The organism is Mycolicibacter sinensis (assembly GCF_001667375.1).
In the GTDB taxonomy this organism is placed as follows: Bacteria; Actinomycetota; Actinomycetes; order Mycobacteriales; family Mycobacteriaceae; genus Mycobacterium; species Mycobacterium sinense_A.
In genome coordinates this window covers 12,993-31,622 of record NZ_LZIN01000066.1, presented here as the reverse complement: position 1 = coordinate 31,622, position 18,630 = coordinate 12,993, and the positions used below count along the sequence as shown (strand labels likewise).

Here is an 18,630-nt window from a genome sequence, read left to right as displayed (position 1 = left end):
TTTCCCCTTGCGGGTTTAGTAGCTAATAACTAAGCGAGGTCTTCCACCGAGGCGGATTCGTTGCGGGACAAGTTGATTCCCAGGTTGGCGGCTGCCCGCTCCAGGTCCTCGTCCTCGCCTTCGCGCAATTCGATCGCCGCGCCGTCCTTCGCCAGCACCTCGACGTTGAGGCACAGCGACTGCAGCTCTTTGAGCAGCACCTTGAACGACTCCGGGATACCCGGCTCGGGGATGTTCTCGCCCTTGACGATCGCCTCGTAGACCTTGACGCGGCCGACCGTGTCGTCGGACTTGATCGTCAGCAACTCCTGCAGCGTGTAGGCCGCACCGTAGGCCTGCATGGCCCAGCACTCCATCTCACCGAACCGCTGGCCACCGAACTGCGCCTTACCGCCCAGCGGCTGCTGGGTGATCATCGAGTACGGGCCGGTAGAGCGGGCGTGGATCTTGTCGTCCACCAGGTGGTGCAGCTTCATGATGTACATGTAGCCGACGGTCACCGGGTACGGGAACGGCTCACCGGAGCGGCCGTCGAACAGCATTGCCTTGCCGTCGCCGTTGACCATGACCTCGCCGTCGCGGTTGGCCAACGTCGAGGACAGCAGACCCTGCAGCTCGTTCTCCTGCGCGCCGTCGAACACCGGGGTGGCGGTGCGGGTGTCCGGGTCGGCCGTGTACAGCTCCTCGTGGAGCTTGTCGGCCCAGTCCGGTACGCCGGCAGCCACATCGATGTTCCATCCGGTCTTGGCGATCCAGCCCAGGTGGGTCTCCAGGATCTGACCGATGTTCATCCGTCGCGGCACACCGTGGGTGTTCAGGATGATGTCGACCGGGGTGCCGTCCGGCAGGAACGGCATGTCCTCGGCCGGCAGGATCTTGCCGATGACGCCCTTGTTGCCGTGGCGGCCGGCCAGCTTGTCACCGTCGGAGATCTTGCGCTTCTGCGCGACATAGACGCGCACCAGCTCGTTGACCCCGGCGGGCAGCTCGTCGTCGTCCTCGCGGGAGAACACCCGGATGCCGATGACCTTGCCGGACTCGCCGTGCGGCACCTTCAGTGAGGTGTCGCGGACTTCGCGGGCCTTCTCACCGAAGATCGCGCGCAGCAGCCGCTCCTCGGGGGTCAGCTCGGTCTCACCCTTGGGAGTGACCTTGCCGACCAGGATGTCACCGTCGCGGACCTCGGCGCCGATGCGGACGATGCCGCGCTCGTCGAGGTCTGCCAGCACCTCATCGGAGACGTTCGGGATGTCCCGGGTGATCTCCTCGGCGCCCAGTTTGGTGTCGCGGGCGTCGATCTCGTGCTCCTCGATGTGAATCGAGGTCAGCGTGTCCTCCTCGACCAGCCTGTTGGACAGGATGATCGCGTCCTCGTAGTTGTGCCCCTCCCACGGCATGATCGCCACGAGCAGGTTCTTGCCCAGGGCCATCTCGCCGTTGTCGGTGCACGGGCCGTCCGCGATCACCTGGCCGACCTCGACCCGCTGGCCGGCGTCGACGATCGGACGCTGGTTGGCGCAGGTGCCGTGGTTGGACCGGTTGAATTTGCGCATCCGGTAGGTCTGCCGGGTGCCGTCATCGGCCATCACCGTGATGAAGTCGGCCGAGACCTCCTCGATGACCCCGGTCTTGTCGGCGACGATCACGTCACCGGCGTCGATCGCGGCGCGCAGCTCCATGCCGGTGCCCACCAGCGGCGCCTCGCTGCGCACCAGCGGAACCGCCTGGCGCTGCATGTTGGCGCCCATCAGGGCACGGTTGGCGTCGTCGTGCTCGAGGAACGGGATCATGGCCGTGGCCACCGACACCATCTGGCGCGGCGAGACGTCCATGTAGTCGACCTCGGCCGACGACACGTACTCGACCTCGCCGCCCTTGCGGCGCACCAGAACTCGTTCCTCGGCGAACCGGCCGTCGTCCTCCAGCGGCGAGTTGGCCTGCGCCACGACGTGGCGGTCCTCCTCGTCGGCGGTCAGGTAGTGGATCTCGTCGCTGACGACACCGTCGACCACCTTGCGGTAGGGCGTCTCGATGAAGCCGAACGGGTTCACCCGCGCGTACACCGACAGCGACCCGATCAGACCGATGTTCGGGCCTTCCGGGGTCTCGATCGGACACATCCGGCCGTAGTGGCTCGGGTGCACGTCACGAACTTCCAGGCCGGCGCGCTCACGGGACAGACCACCGGGCCCCAGCGCCGACAGCCGGCGCTTGTGGGTCAGACCCGACAGCGGGTTGTTCTGGTCCATGAACTGGGAGAGCTGGCTGGTGCCGAAGAACTCCTTGATCGCGGCGACCACCGGGCGGATGTTGATCAGGGTCTGCGGCGTGATGGCCTCGACGTCCTGGGTGGTCATCCGCTCCCGGACCACGCGCTCCATCCGGGACAGCCCGACCCGGATCTGGTTCTGGATCAGCTCACCCACGGTGCGCAGCCGGCGGTTGCCGAAGTGGTCGATGTCGTCGACCTCGACGGGCACCTCGACGCCGCCGGGCACCGTCATGGTGCCCTGCTGGCCGTCCTGAGCGGCCTGGTGCAGCCGCACCAGGTACTCGATGGTGGCCACGATGTCCTCTTCGGTCAGCGTGGTCGGCGACGACTCGACGTCGGCGGGTGCGGCCGGCAGGCCCAGCTTCTTGTTGATCTTGTAGCGACCCACCCGGGCCAGGTCGTAGCGCTTCTCCTTGAAGAACAGGTTCTCCAGCAGGGTCTGCGCGGACTCCTTGGTGGGGGGTTCGCCCGGCCGCAGCTTGCGGTAGATGTCCAGCAACGCCTCGTCGGAGTTGGCGGCGTTGTCCTTCTCCAGCGTCGACATCATGATGTCGGAGAAGCCGAACCGCTCCCGGATCTGCTCGCTGGTCCAGCCCAGCGCCTTGAGCAGCACGGTGACCGGCTGGCGGCGCTTGCGGTCGATACGAACGCCGACCAGGTCGCGCTTGTCGACGTCGAACTCCAGCCAGGCGCCACGGCCCGGGATCACCTTGACCGAGTGCAGCGTCTTCTCGGTCGACTTGTCGATGCTGGCGTCGAAGTACACGCCGGGCGAGCGCACCAACTGGGAGACGACGACACGCTCGGTGCCGTTGATGATGAAGGTGCCCTTCTCGGTCATCATCGGGAAGTCGCCCATGAACACCGTCTGGCTCTTGATCTCGCCGGTGTTGTTGTTGATGAACTCCGCGGTGACGAACAGCGGCGCGGCGTAGGTCATGTCCTTGTCGCGGCACTCGTCGACCGGCGCCTTGACGTCGTCGAACCGCGGGTCGGAGAACGACAGCGACATCGAGCCGGAGAAGTCTTCGATCGGCGAGAGTTCCTCGAGCACGTCTTCGAGGCCGCCCTTGGGCGTCGCGCCGGTCAGCTTGGCCACCTTGTCGCGCCATTCCGGAGCACCGATCAGCCACTGGAAGGAGTCGGTCTGCACGTCGAGCAGACCCGGAACCTCGAGCGGCTCGCGCAGCTTGGCGAAGGAGATCCGGTTGGGAGCTCCCGGGACGGAACTATTGGGGGAATTTTGGGTGGTAGTACCTGAAGCGTTCTTCTTGCTCTGGCGGGAGACTGCCAAGATGCATCCTTCCAGCACCTAATGCGGCCAGCGGGTCCCGGTTCTCACCAGACCCCGTTCGCTGCGGATATCGACCGTTGGTTCGGCTGGCGGACGCTCTGTCCGGTCTCACGCACAGCCAAACCCGGACGTCACAAGCCCTAAACGAGCCGGCAAACGCGACTCGGGCTGGTGCTGCGGGTTCGGGTGCGGGTAAGGGTGGGCAGGAGGAAGCCAGCGCAACGTCCAACAATAGCGCAGGCTGACGCAAACCTCAACCGCCGCGTCCCGGGACCCTATCGGTGCTGGCTGGCCTCCGCCGGAGCCCCGAGCACAAATGCTGGTGACCAGATTGGACCGTTTAGGTCCGTCCGTCAAGAGCTGACACGGTGCGGGTCGGCAGTCAGGCCCTCCGCCCTACTGGGTCCGGATCGACGCCGTGGGGGCGTCATCGACCGGGTAGTCGCGCACCGCGTACTTCTGGGTGCCGTCGAGATCCTCGCGGATGGCCGCCTGGGCTTTGGGGGGCAGGGTGTGCAGGATCTCGCGCACCCGGGCCTGACGGCGGGCCACCGCCTGACGCTCGGGCATACCGGGGCTGGCGACGATCTGCGGCGGCACCCCCTCCACGTCGTCGACGCCGCCGTCGGCGTGCCCGGCGTCGACCGCGGCCTGCTCAGCGGCCGCGGTCGCCTGGTCCTTCTCCTCGGACATGCCGATCGGGCCGATCCGGCGGCCGTTGAGGAACTGCTTGACCGCCGGCTCCTCACTGGTCAGCAGCACCTCACGCGGACCGAACATCACCAGCTTCTTGCGGTAAAGCATCCCGATGTTGTCCGGCACGGTACGCACCACGTTGATGTTGTGCGTGACGATCAGGATGGTGGCGTCGATCTGGGCGTTGATGTCGATCAGCAACTGGCTCAGATACGCGGTGCGGACCGGGTCCAGACCCGAGTCCGGCTCGTCGACCAGGATGATCTTCGGGTCCAGCACCAGCGCGCGGGCCAGGCCGGCACGCTTGCGCATACCACCGGAGATCTCACCGGGGAACTTGTAGCCGTCGTTGGGCATACCGACCAGATCCAGCTTCTCCATGACGATGTCACGGATCTCGCTCTCGGACTTCTTGGTGTGCTCACGCAGCGGGAAGGCGGTGTTGTCGTAGATGTTCATCGACCCGAACAGCGCGCCGTCCTGGAACAGCACCCCGAACAGGGTGCGGATCTCGTAGAGCTCCTTGGCCGAGCACTGCAGGATGTCGGTGCCGTCGATGACGATCGAACCGCGCTCGGGCCGCAGCAGCCCGATCAGCGACTTCAGGAACACCGACTTGCCGGTACCCGACGGGCCCAGCATGACGCTGACCTCGCCCTCGGGGATCGTCAATGAGACGTCTTCCCAGATCCGGGCCGATCCGAAGGACTTGGTCAAGCCCTCTACCTCGATGGCGACACCCATTAGTGAGGTCCTTCCGCAAACTCTCGTCGTGCCACGCCTGCGCGTGTGGCTTGGGCCACTGTAGCGCACCGGTGCGCCCCGCAACGGCGGTCCGCATCAGTGCGCCGATGTCCAGTTTCCGGCGAGCCCATCCTGAATAGCGCAGACCCCCGGGAGCCTCGCGGCTTCCGGGGGTCCGGGCGGAAAAAACTACTTGAGGGTGACCGTCGCGCCGGCAGCCTCGAGCTTGGCCTTGGCCTCCTCGGCGGCCTCCTTGGCGACCTTCTCCAGCAGCGGCTTGGGAGCGCCGTCGACCAGGTCCTTGGCCTCCTTGAGTCCCAGGCCCGACACGACCTCGCGGACCACCTTGATCACGCCGATCTTCTTCTCGCCGGCCGACTCCAGGATGACGTCGAACTCGGACTGCTCCTCGGCGGCCTCGGCGGCGGCCGGGGCGGCACCGCCGGCGGCGGCCACAGCGACCGGGGCGGCAGCGGTGACGTCGAAGGTCTCCTCGAACTGCTTCACGAACTCCGACAGCTCAAGCAGGGTCATCTCTTTGAAGACGTCGAGCAGCTCTTCGGTGGAAATTTTGGCCATGGTTTCGGTCCTTTCTGATTCCGGTTAGGAAGTTGGGTTGGTTTGTGTCTGGTTATTCGGTGGCGTCGGCCGCAGCCTCGGCGGTCTCGGCGGGAGCTTCGGTCTCGGCGGGAGCCTCGGTCTCGGCCGGAGCCGCAGCTGCCTCGGCGGGCTTCTTCTCCTGCAGCGCCGCTGCCAGGCGAGCCATCTGCGACGCCGGAGCGGCGAAGAGTCCGGCAGCCTTGGACAGGTTGGCCTTCATGGCACCGGCCATCTTGGCCAGCAGCACCTCGCGCGACTCCAGGTCGGCGATGCGCTCCACCTCGGCGACGGTCAGCGCGCGACCGTCCATGTAGCCGCCCTTGATGACCAGCGCCTTGTGGTCCTTGGCGAACTTCTTGATGGCCTTGGCCGCGTCGACCGGCTCGCCCTGGACGAACGCGATCGCCGTCGGACCCGCGAAGAGCTCGTCGAGCCCCTCCAGGCCGGCCTCGGCCGCGGCCAGTTTGACCAGGGTATTCTTCGCCACCGCGTAGGTTGCCGAGCCGCCGAGCGAACGCCGCAGCTCCGCCAGGTTCGCAACCGTCAGACCGCGGTACTCGGTGATCACAGTGGCGGTCGAGCCGTTGAACTGCTCGACGATGTCCGCGACGGCGGCGGTCTTGTCAGCCCGCGCCATGCATACCTCCTCGGTGTCGCTGTCGTTGTCTCACGTTGTTCCACCCGGGAAATAACGAACGCCCCGACGCAGGATGCGGTCGGGGCGTCACAATGTGTGCCGGCGGAGCCGGTGCCTCGTCCTCCTGCGTGGGCCGCCGGGATGTTCCCGGACCTTCAACCGATTGCTCGGTGACCGACGGTCTTCGGTGGATCGCCACACACCATAGCGTGATGGGGGCCGATCAGCCAAAACCGACCCGGGGTCAGGCGTTCAGTGCGCCGGTCACCAGCACGACGAACAGCGTCGCCAGGATCGCCACCCGCAACCGGTGCAGCCGGTCCCAGCGCGCCACGAGCCGGGTGGACACCTCCCCGGCCGCGATGCGGTTGTTGATCGGCACCAAGACTGCCACCGACAGCAGCACGGCGACGGCCATCAGGCCCACCCCGGTACCGACCAGCCGGCGCTGCGAGTCCGCGACGACGGCGACCGCCACCAGCAAGGCAAACGCGGCGAAATACCAGAACGGCATCAGCCGTCCCAGCATCCGGGCGCCGTCCGCGCGGGCGGCCCGGCGCTCGTCGTCAGGCAGCCGCCCCAGAATCGGGTTGAGGAACGCCGCCACCGCGAACTCCGCACCCACCAGGATTCCGGTCACCGATATCGCAAGAATCTCCACAATCTGCTTCACAACAGACGACTGTGATAGCTATGCTGACAAAAAGCAAGGTACTGACAAATTCGTCAGCGTCAGGAGACCTGGTGGCGGCATCAAAAAAAATTGTCAGTGACTGCCCGATCGACGCCGCACTGTCGGTCGTCAACGGCCGCTGGAAAGGCACCATCCTGTGGCGGCTGACCGACGGGCCGATGCGCACCGCGGAGCTACGGCGCAGCATCCCGGGCATCACCGAACGAATGCTCATCCGTCATCTGCACGAACTCGTCGCCGACGGGATCATCGACCGCCACGACGCCGGCACTGTGCCGCCCTGTGTGCACTATTCGATCTCTGAGTACGGGCAGACGTTGGCCCCGGTGCTGGCCCAGCTGTGCGAGTGGGGCCGTGTCCACCTTTCGCGCTGACTCGGCGCCCAGGGCGGGGGCCGTCCACGGGCCCGTTAGCCAACCAATCGCTTGCTAGGCTCCTGTGATGAGCGACACCATCCCCACCCTCATCTGGGGCACCGGGAACGTCGGACGGTTGGCGATCCGCGCCGTCGACGCCCACCCCGCACTCGAACTCGCCCACGTCATCGTCCACGACCCGGCCAAGGTGGGCCGCGACGCGGGCGACCTCGGTGGACTCGGCCGCACGGTCGGCGTCGCTGCCACCGACGACGTCGAAGCCGCCCTCGCCGCAGGCCCGCGCGCCGTCGTCTACGCCGCCTCCGGCGACATCCGCCCCGACGACGCCCTCGCCGACGTCTGCCGTGCGATCCGCGCCGGTGCCGCCGTCGTCACACCGTCCCTCTATCCTCTGTACGACCACCGAAGCGCCCCGCGCGAAGTGCGCGAACCCGTCGAGAAGGCCATCGCCGACGGCGGCGGATCGTTGTTCGTGTCCGGCATCGACCCCGGCTGGGGCAACGACATCCTGCCGCTGCTCGTCAGCGGGCTCGCCGCCCGTGTCGACGGGATCCGCTGCCAGGAGATCTTCGACTACACGACCTACGACCAGCCGGACTCCGTCCGCCACCTCGTCGGCATGGGGCACCCGCTCGACTACCAGCCGCCGATGTTGATGGCGACCGTCCCGTCGATGGTGTGGGGTGGGCAGGTCCGGCTGATCGCCCGCGCGCTGGGCGTCGAGTTGGACGACGTACGCGAGCACGTCGAACGCCGCGCCCTCGACGCCACCGTCACGACCGCCGCGATGGGCGACTTCGAGGCGGGCACCCAGGGCGCCGTGCGCTTCGAGGTCCAGGGCATCGTCGACGGCGAGGCCCGCATCGTGATCGAACACGTCACCCGCATTGACCCGTCCTGCGCGCCCGACTGGCCGCAGCCACCGGCGGGCGAAGACGGCGCCCACCGCGTGATCATCGAAGGCAGCCCCCGGATAGAGGTGACCGTCGAGGCCACCGAGAACGGCAACCGCTCCGAGGGCGGCAACGCCACCGCGGTGGGCCGCATCGTCGGCGCCCTCGACTGGCTTGTCGCCGCCGTCCCCGGCCTGTACGACGCGCTCGACGTCCCGCTGCGCTGGATCCCCGGCCGACCCTTCGGAGGCACGAAGTGAACATCGACATCCCCGAGGGCCAGGACGCCATCGAGTACGTCTGGGGCTCCCTGGTCCCTGGGATCGGCCCGGCGGCGGCGAACTTCTCCCTGGCTGTCTACGCCCATTCGACGCTGGGCCTGCGCGAGTTCGAGGCCGCGCGACTGCGCATCGCCCAATTGAACGGCTGCCTGTTTTGCCAGGACTGGAGAACGGAACGCGACGGCGTCAAGGTGGAAGAAGAGTTCGCCGAAGCAGTAGAGCACTGGCGCACGACAGGCCGCCTGGACGACAGAGCACGCCTGGCAGCGGAGTACGCGGAACGCTACGTCCTCGACCATCATGGCTTGGACGACGAGTTCTGGACCCGCTTCCAGGCCCACTACGACCAGCGTGAGGCCGTGGAACTGACGATGTCCCTGGGGGCCTGGCTGGCCTTCGGCCGATTGAACAGGGTCTTCGGCCTGGACGCGATCTGCGCCCTTCCCAGCCACGCCACAACGCAGACCGCCTAAGCAGAGTCAGACCAGGGTGGCCAGCGCGGCCGCGCCCACCAGGCCGGCGTCGCCGCCGAGTTCGGCGGGCACCACGTGCAGCCCGGTCAGGAAGTCCAGCCGGGCGTGCTCGGACAACGCCGCACGCAGCGGATCGAACAGCAGCGCACCGGATTTCGCGACTCCCCCGCCGATCACCACCAGGTCCAGGTCGCAGACCGCAGCCACCGAGGCGATCATCGCCGCCAGCGCATCGGTGCCGCGCCGGAATGCGCGCCGCGCCACCGGGTCACCGGCCTCGGCGGCCGCAGCGAGCGCCTTGGCGTCGGCCTCGGCGGTCTCCGGCGTCCAGCCGTTGGCCAGCGCCCAACGCACCATCGCCGGGCCGGAGGAGATGGTCTCCACACAGCCCCGGCCGCCGCAGCGGCACGGTTCGCCATCGGCGTCGACGACGACGTGCCCGACGTGCCCGGCGTTGCCGGTGCGCCCGTGAAAGGGCGCTCCATCGAGCACCAGACCTCCGCCCACCCCGGTCGAGACCACCATGCCCAGCATCGATCGCGTCCCGCGCCCGGCCCCGTACCGGTGTTCGCCCAGCGCCATGCAGACGCCGTCGCCGCCCAACCGCACCGGCACCCCGGGCACCGCGGCGGCCACCCGGTCACGCAGGGCGAACCCGCGCCAGCCGGGGATGTTGATCGGGTTGACCGTCCCGGCGTTGACGTCGATGGGGCCGGCCGAGCCGATCCCGACCGCGCCGACCCGCCCGCCGGCTTTCGCCAGGACGTCGCCGAGCAGCTCGACCACCACCGCCCACACCACCTCGGGGCCCTGGTCACCGCGGGTGGGCCGGGTGGCGGTGTAGAGCAGGGTTCCGTCGGCGCCGATGAGGCCGGCGGCGATCTTGGTGCCGCCGACGTCCAGCGCGAGGGTCGCCAGCTCGCTCATCGGTCGACGCCGATCGACTCGGCGGCCGCCACCGTCATCCGCACCGCCGGGGTGTACACCAGCCCGCCGGCCCCGCCGACCCGGACCAGCGCCCACCAGAAGCCGGGCTTCGCCCACAGCGGTGGGCTCAGGGTGAACTCGACGTCGACGCTGCCGCGGGCCGGGACCAGCGCGCCTACCGCGGCGGGCCCGGCCCACTCCCAGGTGCCCCAGGGCGTGATCAGGTGCGCCTCCACCGCCAGGTCGGCGTGGGCGTCGGTGCCGACGATGACGCTCAGGCGTGCGGTTCGCCCGGCGGTCACCTCGATGTCGGCCGCGCCGTCGACATAGAGCAGCCGGTCGGCTCCCGGATCGCCGACGGCCACCACCGCCACGTCTTCGACCGCTTGCCGCCACGCCCGTGGCACGTCACCGGTGAGGTCGAGCCGGGCGCGGATCGGGTAGAGCCCCGCCGCGGCAGCGGCCGGCACCCTCACCGCCACCGGGGTGCCGGTGTGCTGGCCCGGCTGCAGCCGCACCGGGTGCTCGCCGGGCGTGGCCGTCCAGCCAGCCGGGCACACCGGCGTCACCGCGCCGGCCAGTGTCGCGTCGACGCTGTCGCTGGCCACGCTCAGCTCAAAGGTGAGCTGCTCGCCCGGATCCGCCTCCAGCCGGTGCGGATGCAACGCCGGGATCGCCGGCAGACCACCCAGGGGCGCCGGCCCGCGATTGTGCAGCCAGTAGCGGGCGTACAGCGGCTGGGCGGCTTCCTGCTCGGGCGCCAGGCGGGCGCCGGCGGCACCCACCCGTTCGACGTCCAGCCGGGCGGCGAGGGTGGCGATCTCGTAGCCGTGCAACCGATTCGGGTCGCGGTGTTCGCGCGGCTGTTCCAGCAGATCGGCGCGGCCCAGCACGCTCACCGCGCCCAGGTCGCTGTGCAGCGTGACGGTGGCGCCGGCTCCGCGGGTCTCCACCAGGCGCAGCGTGACGGTGTTGGGGTCGACGGGCTGCGCGCTGCCCCGCGCTGTCGGGTTGCCGGCCGCCTTGAGCGCCTCCAGGCCGACACCGGCGGCCGGCTCGACGCGCAGCAGTGAGCCGCTCCCCGGCAGCGGGCCGGAACCCGCGGCCACCGGGACGGCCCGCAGCGGGTCGGCGAATTGTGCGCTGCGCAAAGGGATTTCGGCCTGACGCCAGTCGCCGTCGCCGGCCACCAGCGCGTAATCGAAGGTGTGCGTCCAGTGCATCAGCTGGAAGGCGCTGCCGTCGGGCGCGGTGCGGCGCGGACCGTCGGTCCAGGCCGCCGACGGCCAGCTGGTGCAGGAGCGCATCAGCGCGGTGTGCAACGTGCCGGCGGAGTCGACGGCGAAGCTGGGGACACCGCGGTTGATCAGGGCGACGCTGCGCGCCTCGAACGGCTCCAGGTCAGCCGGGGCCTGCTGTTGCACGCTGATCTCGGCATCCGCCAGCTCCTCGGCCAGCCGGGCGATCTCGGCCGCCAAGCCGTCTTCGCGGGCGGCGATCACCAGCACCGGCAGGGCGCGCGGGCCGGTCAGGTCGGCACCGGGCACCCAGACCTCGGTGAGGGGTTTCTCCGCCGGCACCCACACCCGGGCCCGGCCCTGCTCGGAGAGCTGCCGCTGCAGCTCGTCGGTGTAGGCCGGATCGGCGGCGTCCAGCACGGCCCGGGTGAAGGTGTTGCGGTCCGGCCCGCCCAGCGCGATGCGGCAATCCGGCAGATTGGAGTCGACGGCGAGGTTGCCGTACCGGGGGCCGCCGGCCTGCGAACAGGTGGCGGTGACGCCGGCGCGCACCAGCGCGACCATCAACTCCCGCGGTGTCTCGAGTCCGTCGCAGCTGACGACTTCGGCCACCGACATCGCGCGGCTGTTGCTCCCGACGTTGATCCGGGCCGTGGCCGACAGCCCGAACCAGCGGTGGGCGGGGGTGTCGAGGGTCCGTGGGTACTGCGCGGTGTCCACCGAGCGTCCACTGGGCTCGTGCAGCAGGCCGAAGCCGCGGCCGATGACGGCGTCGGCCACCTCGGCGACCGGTAGCGCGCCGGGCACCGGGCAGGGCCAGCGCAGCCGCAGCAGATGGTCGGCGCCGGTGAACTCGTCGACGGTGGTGGAGCAGTCGACCCGGTCCACGCCATGCCACAGCGTCAGCGTCTGGGTGTAGGCCAGCACGCCGCGGATCCGCCCCGAGACCACCAGCCGCTCCCCCAGCGGCCCGCGGTAGGCCTGCACGCTCACCTCGGTGGCCACCGCCGAGGTGAACAGGTTGCCGCTGGGCACCAGATGCCAAGGGCCCTCACCGGATCGGGGGTGTTTGGGGTATTCGTCGTAGACGGCGAGCTGGTTGCCCAGGCCGCCTTCGATAATCATCTCCCGGCCGTGGCACAGCCACGAGGTGATGCCGCCGCCGCGGTGCGGGTCGGCGTTCAGCCGGTGGTGCTCGTTGCCGATCGCGGTGCCCGGTAGTGGCCGCCAGCCCCGGGCCTCGTCGGCGGGAACCAGCCGGTAGGCCTGCCAGCCCAGCGAGGGCACTCGGGCCAGCCAGCTGACCGTGGTGCCGCCGTGCTCGACGTGGGCCGGCGATTCGGTGCCGTCGCTGTCGATGACACGTGCCCCCGCCGGCAGCGGTGTCTCCAGGTGCACGGTGACCACGTCGGTCCGATCAGCGGCCGCCGGGTTCCACACCACGGCCCCTTCGTCGGCAGTCACCAAGCCCGACAGCTCCGCCAGCGCGTTGTCGCGGGCGTCGACACCCAGCTGCCAGGCGTCGCGCCAGCCGGTCAGCAGATCCAGGTAGACCTGGTCGGCCTCCGAGCCGGTGATGGCGTCGTGGTGGGCGCCGTAGGACAGTTGCGCCCACGCCTTGGCCAGCGCCGCCTCCGGGTAGTCCGCCCCGGTCAGCGCCGCGGCGAACACCGCGAAGCGCTCCGCACCCAGGATCGCCCGTTCGGCGGCCCGGTTGGCCTGCTTGGTGTCGATGTAGGAGACGTGGCAGCCGGTGTAGATCGGGTTCATGTCGCGGGTCTGCGGCGACGGCGCCTCGTTGCGCTGCTGGAGTTCGGCGCGCACCGCGGCGAAGAACTCCCGCGGCAGCGCGCAGACGAACTTCGGCCAGGTGTAGCGGGCGTTCCAGTCCCGGTGGATTTCGGTGATCCACCGGTTGGGCGGGGTGAAGTCGGTGCCGACCGGCAGCAGCACGTTGCGGGTGGCGGCGACCTTCTTCAGCTCGGTGAACAGCCCGTAGACCTCGTCCTCGGCGTCGGCCAACGACGCACTCGCGTCCATCCACCAGCCGCCGGCGTAGTGCGCGGGCATGTAGTGCGTCAGTAGGCCACGCCCCGACGGCGCGATCCATTCGAACTCGCTGGGGAACTGCATGCGGCGCGGATCGCCGCCGCCTTCCATCGGCCCCCACTGGTGGAACGGTCCGCGCGCCCACGCGCTGGAGCTCAGCCCGGCGTCGGCCACCAGTCCGGGAAACTGCGGGTCGTGGCCGAACACGTCGAGCTGCCAGGCCGTCCCGGGATCCCCGCCCATGATGTCGCGCTGAAAACCGATGCCTGCCACCAGGTTCCGGATCGTCGTCTCGGCGTCGATGAGGTTGGTCGACGGTTCGTTGTAGGTGCCGCCCATCACCTCGACTCGGCCTTGGCCGATCAGCCGGCGCAGCTCGGCGCGGTCGGCCGGGTGGGTGTCCCAGTACGGCTTGAGGTAGTCGACTTCGGCCAGGACGAATTTGTACTCGGGGTGGTCCCGGGCCCAGTCCAGATGGCCGCGCACCAGGTTGACGCCGTTGGTTTGCCGGCACGCGCCCAGCGGGTTCTCGGTCCACACGCTGGTGTAGTTGGCCTGGGTGTTCCACCACACCGGGTCGTAGTGGAAGTGCCCGACCATGAACATCGTCCAGCCGGGTTCGGCCACGGTGAACGTGAAACTCCGGCCGTTGACGCGCGCGACCCGCTGCTGGCCGGGCACCGCGTCGTCGACGGTTACCGGCACCTCGACGATGCCGCTGCCCGGCTGTGCGACGGCCTGCCCGGCCAGACCGTCGCCCTGGATGCGCACCGGGGTCGGCGCCTCGGCGTCGCGGTAGCTCACCCGTACCAGCTGCAGCGGGGCGTCGGCCGGCCCGACGAACTTCTCGGTCGCTTCGGCGTCGAGGATCCGCATGACACAAACCTACGGACGCGCGCCTGCCGGGCGGAGCCTTTCGGCGACCGGCTGAGTTCGGCGTGCGTGGGAGTTGTCCGACCGGACTGGCAGGCTTGGGTCATGCCCGTCTGGAGTGACTTGCTGGCCGACCAACTCGACTGGCACTGGCAAAACCAGCTGCGCCCGCGGCTGGACGGCCTCACCGACGACGAGTACCTGTGGGAGCCGGTGGCCGGCTGTTGGTCCGTACGCCGCGACGGCATCGACTTTGGCTTTCCGGTGCCCGAGCCGGCGCCGTTCACCACCATCGCCTGGCGAATGGCGCACGTGATCGTCGGCGTGTTCGCCGTCCGCAACCACCACCACTTCGGCGGGCCGCCGGCCGATTACCAGACCTGGCCGTACGCCCTCGACGCCGCCACCGCACTGCGCCAGCTCGACGACGCCTATGCAGACTGGATTGCCGGGGTACGTGGCCTCGATGAGTCCGCGTTGGCCCGGCCCATCGGCGCGGCAGAGGGGCCGTGGGCCGAGCGCACCATGGCGGAGCTGGTCTTGCATATCCACCGCGAAGCCATCCATCACGGAGCCGAAATCGCCTGCCTGCGGGATCTGTACGCGCACCAACTCGATCGAAAGGACTGACCATGCCCGGACTCGCCCCGCCGGTGACCGACGAACGCCACGCGCTGCGCGAATTTGTGGCCTACCACCAAAGCGCCTACTTCGCGGTGGCCTACGGCCTGACCGACGGACAGGCCCGGGCCACCCCGACCGCGAGCGCCCTGTCGATCGGCGCGCTGATCAAACACGCCACCGGTCTGCAACACAGCTGGATGTCTCGCGTCGCCGCCGCCCCGGCCGCGCCGGTCGCGGACAGCCGGCCGGGCGAGGAGAGGGCCCGCGAATATCAGGACCAGTACGTACTGCGCCAGGACGAGACCCTGGCCGGGGCGCTGGAAGCGTTCGCTGCGCAAAACGCCGAGACGCTACACCTGTTGGAGTACGCCGACCTCGACGCCGCGGTGCCGGTGCCGCGCGACGCACCGTGGTTTCCCACCGACGTCGACGCGTGGACGGTGCGCTGGGTGTTCCACCACGTGATCAACGAGCTCGCCCGACATGCCGGGCACGCCGACATCATCCGGGAAAGCATCGACGGCGCCACCATGTACGAACTGATCGCCGGCTTCGAGGGCGCCGAACCGACCGCATGGCTGACCCCCTGGCGACCGGGCGCCAAGGCGTAAGACGGTGCGCTGGCGGAGAACTTCCGCCGCTGATTTGGCAGACTGCAGCAATGAGTTCGACCCCGCCTCGCCAGGTGGTCCAGCTCGACCGGGTGCCGTTGCCGGTCGAGGCCGCCCGCATCGGTGCGACCGGCTGGCAGCTCGCCCGCGCCGCCGCCCGGGTCTTCACCGGACTGCTCAAGCCCGGCCCGATCCAGCAGAAGGTGATCCGGGAGCTGCCGCAGACCTTCGCCGACCTGGGCCCCACCTACGTCAAGTTCGGCCAGATCATCGCCTCGAGCCCCGGCGCGTTCGGCGAACCGTTATCGCGGGAATTCCGCGGATTGCTGGATGCCGTACCGCCGGCCGACCCGGCCGCGGTGCACCAACTGTTCGTCGAGGAACTGGGCGCCGAACCGGCCGAGCTGTTCGCGCAGTTCGATGAGAACCCGATCGCGTCGGCCTCGATCGCCCAGGTGCACTTCGCCACCCTGCACAGCGGCGAGGAGGTCGTGGTCAAGATCCAGCGGCCGGGTATCCGCCGCCGGGTCGCCGCCGACCTGCAGATCCTCAAACGCTTCGCGCAGCTGGTCGAGCTGGCCAAGCTGGGCCGCCGACTGTCGGCCCAGGACGTCGTCGCCGACTTCTCCGACAACCTCGCCGAAGAACTGGACTTTCGCATCGAGGCGCAGTCCATGCAGACCTGGGTGTCGCACCTGCACGCCTCACCGCTGGGCAAAAACATCAAGGTGCCCGACGTGCACTGGGACTTCACCAGCGAACGGGTGCTGACGATGGAGCGGGTGTCGGGCGTCCGCATTGACGACGCGCCCGCAATCCGCAAGGCCGGGTTCGACGGCGTGGAGCTGGTCAAGGCGCTGCTGTTCTCCACCTTCGAGGGCGGCCTGCGGCACGGGCTGTTCCACGGCGACCTGCACGCCGGCAACCTGCTGGTCGACGAGGCGGGCCGGGTGGTGTTCCTGGACTTCGGGATCATGGGCCGCATCGACCCGCGCACCCGCTGGCTGCTCCGTGAGCTGGTGTATGCGCTGCTGGTCAAGAAGGACCACGCCGCGGCCGGCAAGATCGTGGTGCTGATGGGCGCGGTCGGCACGGTCAAACCCGAGGGCCAGGCCGCCCAGGACCTGGAGGCGTTCGCCACCCCGTTGACGATGAAGTCACTCGGCGACATGTCGTATGCCGAGATCGGTAAGCAACTCGGCACGCTGGCCGACGCCTACGACGTCAAACTGCCCCGCGAGCTGGTGCTGATCGGCAAGCAGTTCCTGTACGTGGAGCGTTACATGAAGCTGCTGGCGCCGCGCTGGCAGATGATGTCGGACCCGCAGCTGACCGGCTACTTCGCCAACTTCATGGTCGACGTCAGCCGCGAACACAAAGACGCACCGGAGGTATAGCCGTGGACGTTCGCAGCGGTACCGCCCGCTCCGGAGACCTGGACATCTTCTATGAGGACATGGGCGACGTCGGCGACCCGCCGGTACTGCTGGTGATGGGCTTGGGCGCGCAGCTGCTGCTGTGGCGCACCGGGTTCTGCGAGAAGCTGGTGGCCCACGGCTTGCGGGTGATCCGCTACGACAACCGGGATGTCGGGTTGTCGACCAAACTGGGCCGCAAGCACGCCCGCGGCGCACTGGTGCCGCGGATGGCACGGTTCTGGCTGGGCAAACCCAGTTCGGCCGTCTACACGCTCGAAGACATGGCCGACGACGCCGCCGCCCTGCTGGACCACCTGGGTATCGAGAAGGCGCACGTGGTCGGCGCCTCGATGGGCGGGATGATCGCGCAGGTGTTCGCGGCCCGGTTCGCCCACCGGACCCGGTCGCTGGGGGTGATCTTCTCCAGCAACAACCGGCGGTTCCTGCCGCCGCCGGCGCCGCGCGCCCTGCTGGCGCTGCTGTCGGGGCCGCCGCCGGACTCTCCGCGTGAGGTGATCATCGACAACGCGGTGCGGGCTAGCCGGATCATCGGCAGCCCCGGCTACCCGACACCGGAGGAGCAGTTGCGGGCCAACGTCATCGAGGCTTACGAACGCAGCTATTACCCATGGGGCATCGCGCGGCAGTTCGGCGCCATCCTGGCCAGCGGCAGCCTGACCGCCTACGACCGGCTGATCACCGCGCCGACGGTGGTCATCCACGGGCTGGCCGACAAGCTGATGCGCCCGTCGGGAGGACGGGCTATCGCCGACGCGATCGACCGGGCCCGGCTGGTGCTGATCGAGGGCATGGGCCACGACTTGCCCGAGGAGCTGTGGGATCCGGTGATCAACGAGCTGACCACCACGTTTGCCGCCAGCCGGTAGCGCATTATCAAAAGACTTACGCTAAACGGTAGGATGAGCGAGCCTCTACCTATCCCCCCACCAGATCGCGAGTAAACCTAGCTATGCCCAAGTTGGAGCCGAAGTACGAGGAACTGCAGTCTATCTACGACATCTCGAATGAGTTCTACGAACTGTTCCTCGGTCCCACCATGGGCTACACCTGCGGGTTCTACCCCGACCAGGACACCACCTGTGACGAGGCGCAGATCGCCAAGTTCGACTTGGCGCTGGGCAAGCTGGGTCTAGAGCCCGGCATGACGCTGCTGGACATTGGCTGCGGCTGGGGGGCCTGCATGCAGCGCGCGATCGAGAAGTACGACGTCAACGTCATCGGGCTCACCCTCAGCGGTGAGCAGCGCGAGTACGCGATCGACAAGCTGTCCAAGGTGGACACCAACCGCAGCGTCGAGGTGCGGCTGCAGGGCTGGGAGGAGTTCACCGACAAGGTGGACCGGATCGTGTCGATCGGCGCGTTCGAGCACTTCGGCCGTGACCGCTGGGCGGACTTCTTCCGCGTCACCTATGACGCACTGCCCGAAGACGGGCGGATGCTGCTGCACACCATTACCGCGATCGCCGGGTCGGAGGACGCGCTGGCCAGGGGCCTGCCACTGACGATGGACCTGGCCAAGTTCACCCTGTTCATCATGAAGGAGATCTTCCCCGGCGGGCAGCTGCCGTCGGCGTGGTTGCCCCGCAAGTACGCAGCCGAGGCCGGCTTCACCTGCACCCGCGACGACGAGATCGGGCCGCACTACGCACGCACCCTGGAGGACTGGGCCGCGATGCTGGCCGCCAACAAGGAGCGGGCGATCGAGGTGCAGGGCCAGGTCGCCTACGACCGCTTCGACAAGTACCTCAACGGCTGCGTCAAACTGTTCCGCGACGGCTACAACACCGTCCACCAGTACACGCTGCAGAAGTAGCGCTGAGCAGCCGGTTCACCGGCGAGAACACCCCCGCCGCCGCGCTCGACGGCGGGGCGACGCGCTGAGTGCGCGTAGGATTCCGGAGGCGGCTT

15 protein-coding genes are annotated in these 18,630 nt (G+C 68.9%); 8 read left to right on the top strand and 7 right to left on the bottom strand.

The window, feature by feature from the left end; genetic code table 11:
• Positions 1-29: 29 nt before the first annotated feature.
• The 5 genes from A5771_RS12840 to A5771_RS12820 all read right to left on the bottom strand — a co-directional run bounded on the left by A5771_RS12840 (position 30) and on the right by A5771_RS12820 (position 6,916).
• Complete coding sequence (locus A5771_RS12840; protein ID WP_082947214.1) at positions 30-3,584, bottom strand: DNA-directed RNA polymerase subunit beta; 3,555 nt, start codon at positions 3,582-3,584, stop codon at positions 30-32.
• Between the two features lie 378 nt (positions 3,585-3,962).
• Entirely contained in the window at positions 3,963-5,006 is a 1,044-nt protein-coding gene (locus A5771_RS12835) for an ABC transporter ATP-binding protein (RefSeq protein WP_064855595.1), read from the bottom strand.
• A gap of 189 nt (positions 5,007-5,195) precedes the next feature.
• On the bottom strand, positions 5,196-5,585 hold the full coding sequence (gene rplL, locus A5771_RS12830; RefSeq protein WP_064855594.1) for a 50S ribosomal protein L7/L12: 390 nt from the start codon (positions 5,583-5,585) through the stop codon (positions 5,196-5,198).
• Between the two features lie 52 nt (positions 5,586-5,637).
• Positions 5,638-6,243, bottom strand: a complete 606-nt coding sequence (gene rplJ / locus A5771_RS12825; protein ID WP_064855593.1) for a 50S ribosomal protein L10 — start codon at positions 6,241-6,243, stop codon at positions 5,638-5,640.
• A gap of 244 nt (positions 6,244-6,487) precedes the next feature.
• On the bottom strand, positions 6,488-6,916 hold the full coding sequence (locus tag A5771_RS12820) for a DUF1772 domain-containing protein (RefSeq protein ID WP_064855592.1): 429 nt from the start codon (positions 6,914-6,916) through the stop codon (positions 6,488-6,490).
• Positions 6,917-6,987: 71 nt separating this feature from the next.
• On the opposite strand from A5771_RS12820, the gene A5771_RS12815 reads away from it, so the two are divergent.
• The 3 genes from A5771_RS12815 to A5771_RS12805 all read left to right on the top strand — a co-directional run bounded on the left by A5771_RS12815 (position 6,988) and on the right by A5771_RS12805 (position 8,961).
• Positions 6,988-7,311, top strand: coding sequence for a winged helix-turn-helix transcriptional regulator (locus A5771_RS12815; RefSeq protein ID WP_064855591.1), 324 nt, complete (start codon positions 6,988-6,990; stop codon positions 7,309-7,311).
• Positions 7,312-7,378: 67 nt separating this feature from the next.
• Positions 7,379-8,467 (top strand): NAD(P)H-dependent amine dehydrogenase family protein, encoded by a 1,089-nt coding sequence (locus tag A5771_RS12810; protein WP_064855590.1) that lies wholly within the window; start codon positions 7,379-7,381, stop codon positions 8,465-8,467.
• Entirely contained in the window at positions 8,464-8,961 is a 498-nt protein-coding gene (locus A5771_RS12805) for a carboxymuconolactone decarboxylase family protein (RefSeq protein WP_064855589.1), read from the top strand. Before A5771_RS12810 ends, A5771_RS12805 begins: the two co-directional genes overlap by 4 nt.
• A gap of 6 nt (positions 8,962-8,967) precedes the next feature.
• Here the strand turns inward: A5771_RS12805 and A5771_RS12800 are convergent, their stop codons facing one another.
• Both A5771_RS12800 and A5771_RS12795 read right to left on the bottom strand, forming a co-directional pair.
• Positions 8,968-9,879, bottom strand: a complete 912-nt coding sequence (locus A5771_RS12800) for an ROK family protein (protein WP_064855619.1) — start codon at positions 9,877-9,879, stop codon at positions 8,968-8,970.
• Positions 9,880-9,884: 5 nt separating this feature from the next.
• The gene (locus A5771_RS12795) at positions 9,885-14,051 is read right to left on the bottom strand and encodes an NEW3 domain-containing protein (protein ID WP_064855588.1); all 4,167 of its coding nucleotides are present in this window, start codon (positions 14,049-14,051) and stop codon (positions 9,885-9,887) included.
• A gap of 102 nt (positions 14,052-14,153) precedes the next feature.
• On the opposite strand from A5771_RS12795, the gene A5771_RS12790 reads away from it, so the two are divergent.
• The 5 genes from A5771_RS12790 to A5771_RS12770 all read left to right on the top strand — a co-directional run bounded on the left by A5771_RS12790 (position 14,154) and on the right by A5771_RS12770 (position 18,535).
• Positions 14,154-14,678 carry a DinB family protein gene (locus tag A5771_RS12790; protein ID WP_064855587.1) on the top strand — a complete coding sequence of 175 codons (525 nt, stop codon included), beginning with the start codon at positions 14,154-14,156 and terminating at the stop codon, positions 14,676-14,678.
• Positions 14,679-14,680: 2 nt separating this feature from the next.
• Positions 14,681-15,283: a DinB family protein gene (locus tag A5771_RS12785; RefSeq protein WP_207545440.1), complete on the top strand. Its 603-nt coding sequence runs from the start codon at positions 14,681-14,683 to the stop codon at positions 15,281-15,283.
• A gap of 50 nt (positions 15,284-15,333) precedes the next feature.
• Positions 15,334-16,680 (top strand): ABC1 kinase family protein, encoded by a 1,347-nt coding sequence (locus A5771_RS12780; RefSeq protein WP_109401125.1) that lies wholly within the window; start codon positions 15,334-15,336, stop codon positions 16,678-16,680.
• Between the two features lie 59 nt (positions 16,681-16,739).
• Positions 16,740-17,588, top strand: a complete 849-nt coding sequence (locus A5771_RS12775; RefSeq protein ID WP_275084986.1) for an alpha/beta fold hydrolase — start codon at positions 16,740-16,742, stop codon at positions 17,586-17,588.
• An 83-nt stretch (positions 17,589-17,671) separates the two neighbouring features.
• On the top strand, positions 17,672-18,535 hold the full coding sequence (locus A5771_RS12770; protein WP_064855584.1) for a cyclopropane mycolic acid synthase family methyltransferase: 864 nt from the start codon (positions 17,672-17,674) through the stop codon (positions 18,533-18,535).
• The last annotated feature ends 95 nt before the right edge of the window (positions 18,536-18,630 follow it).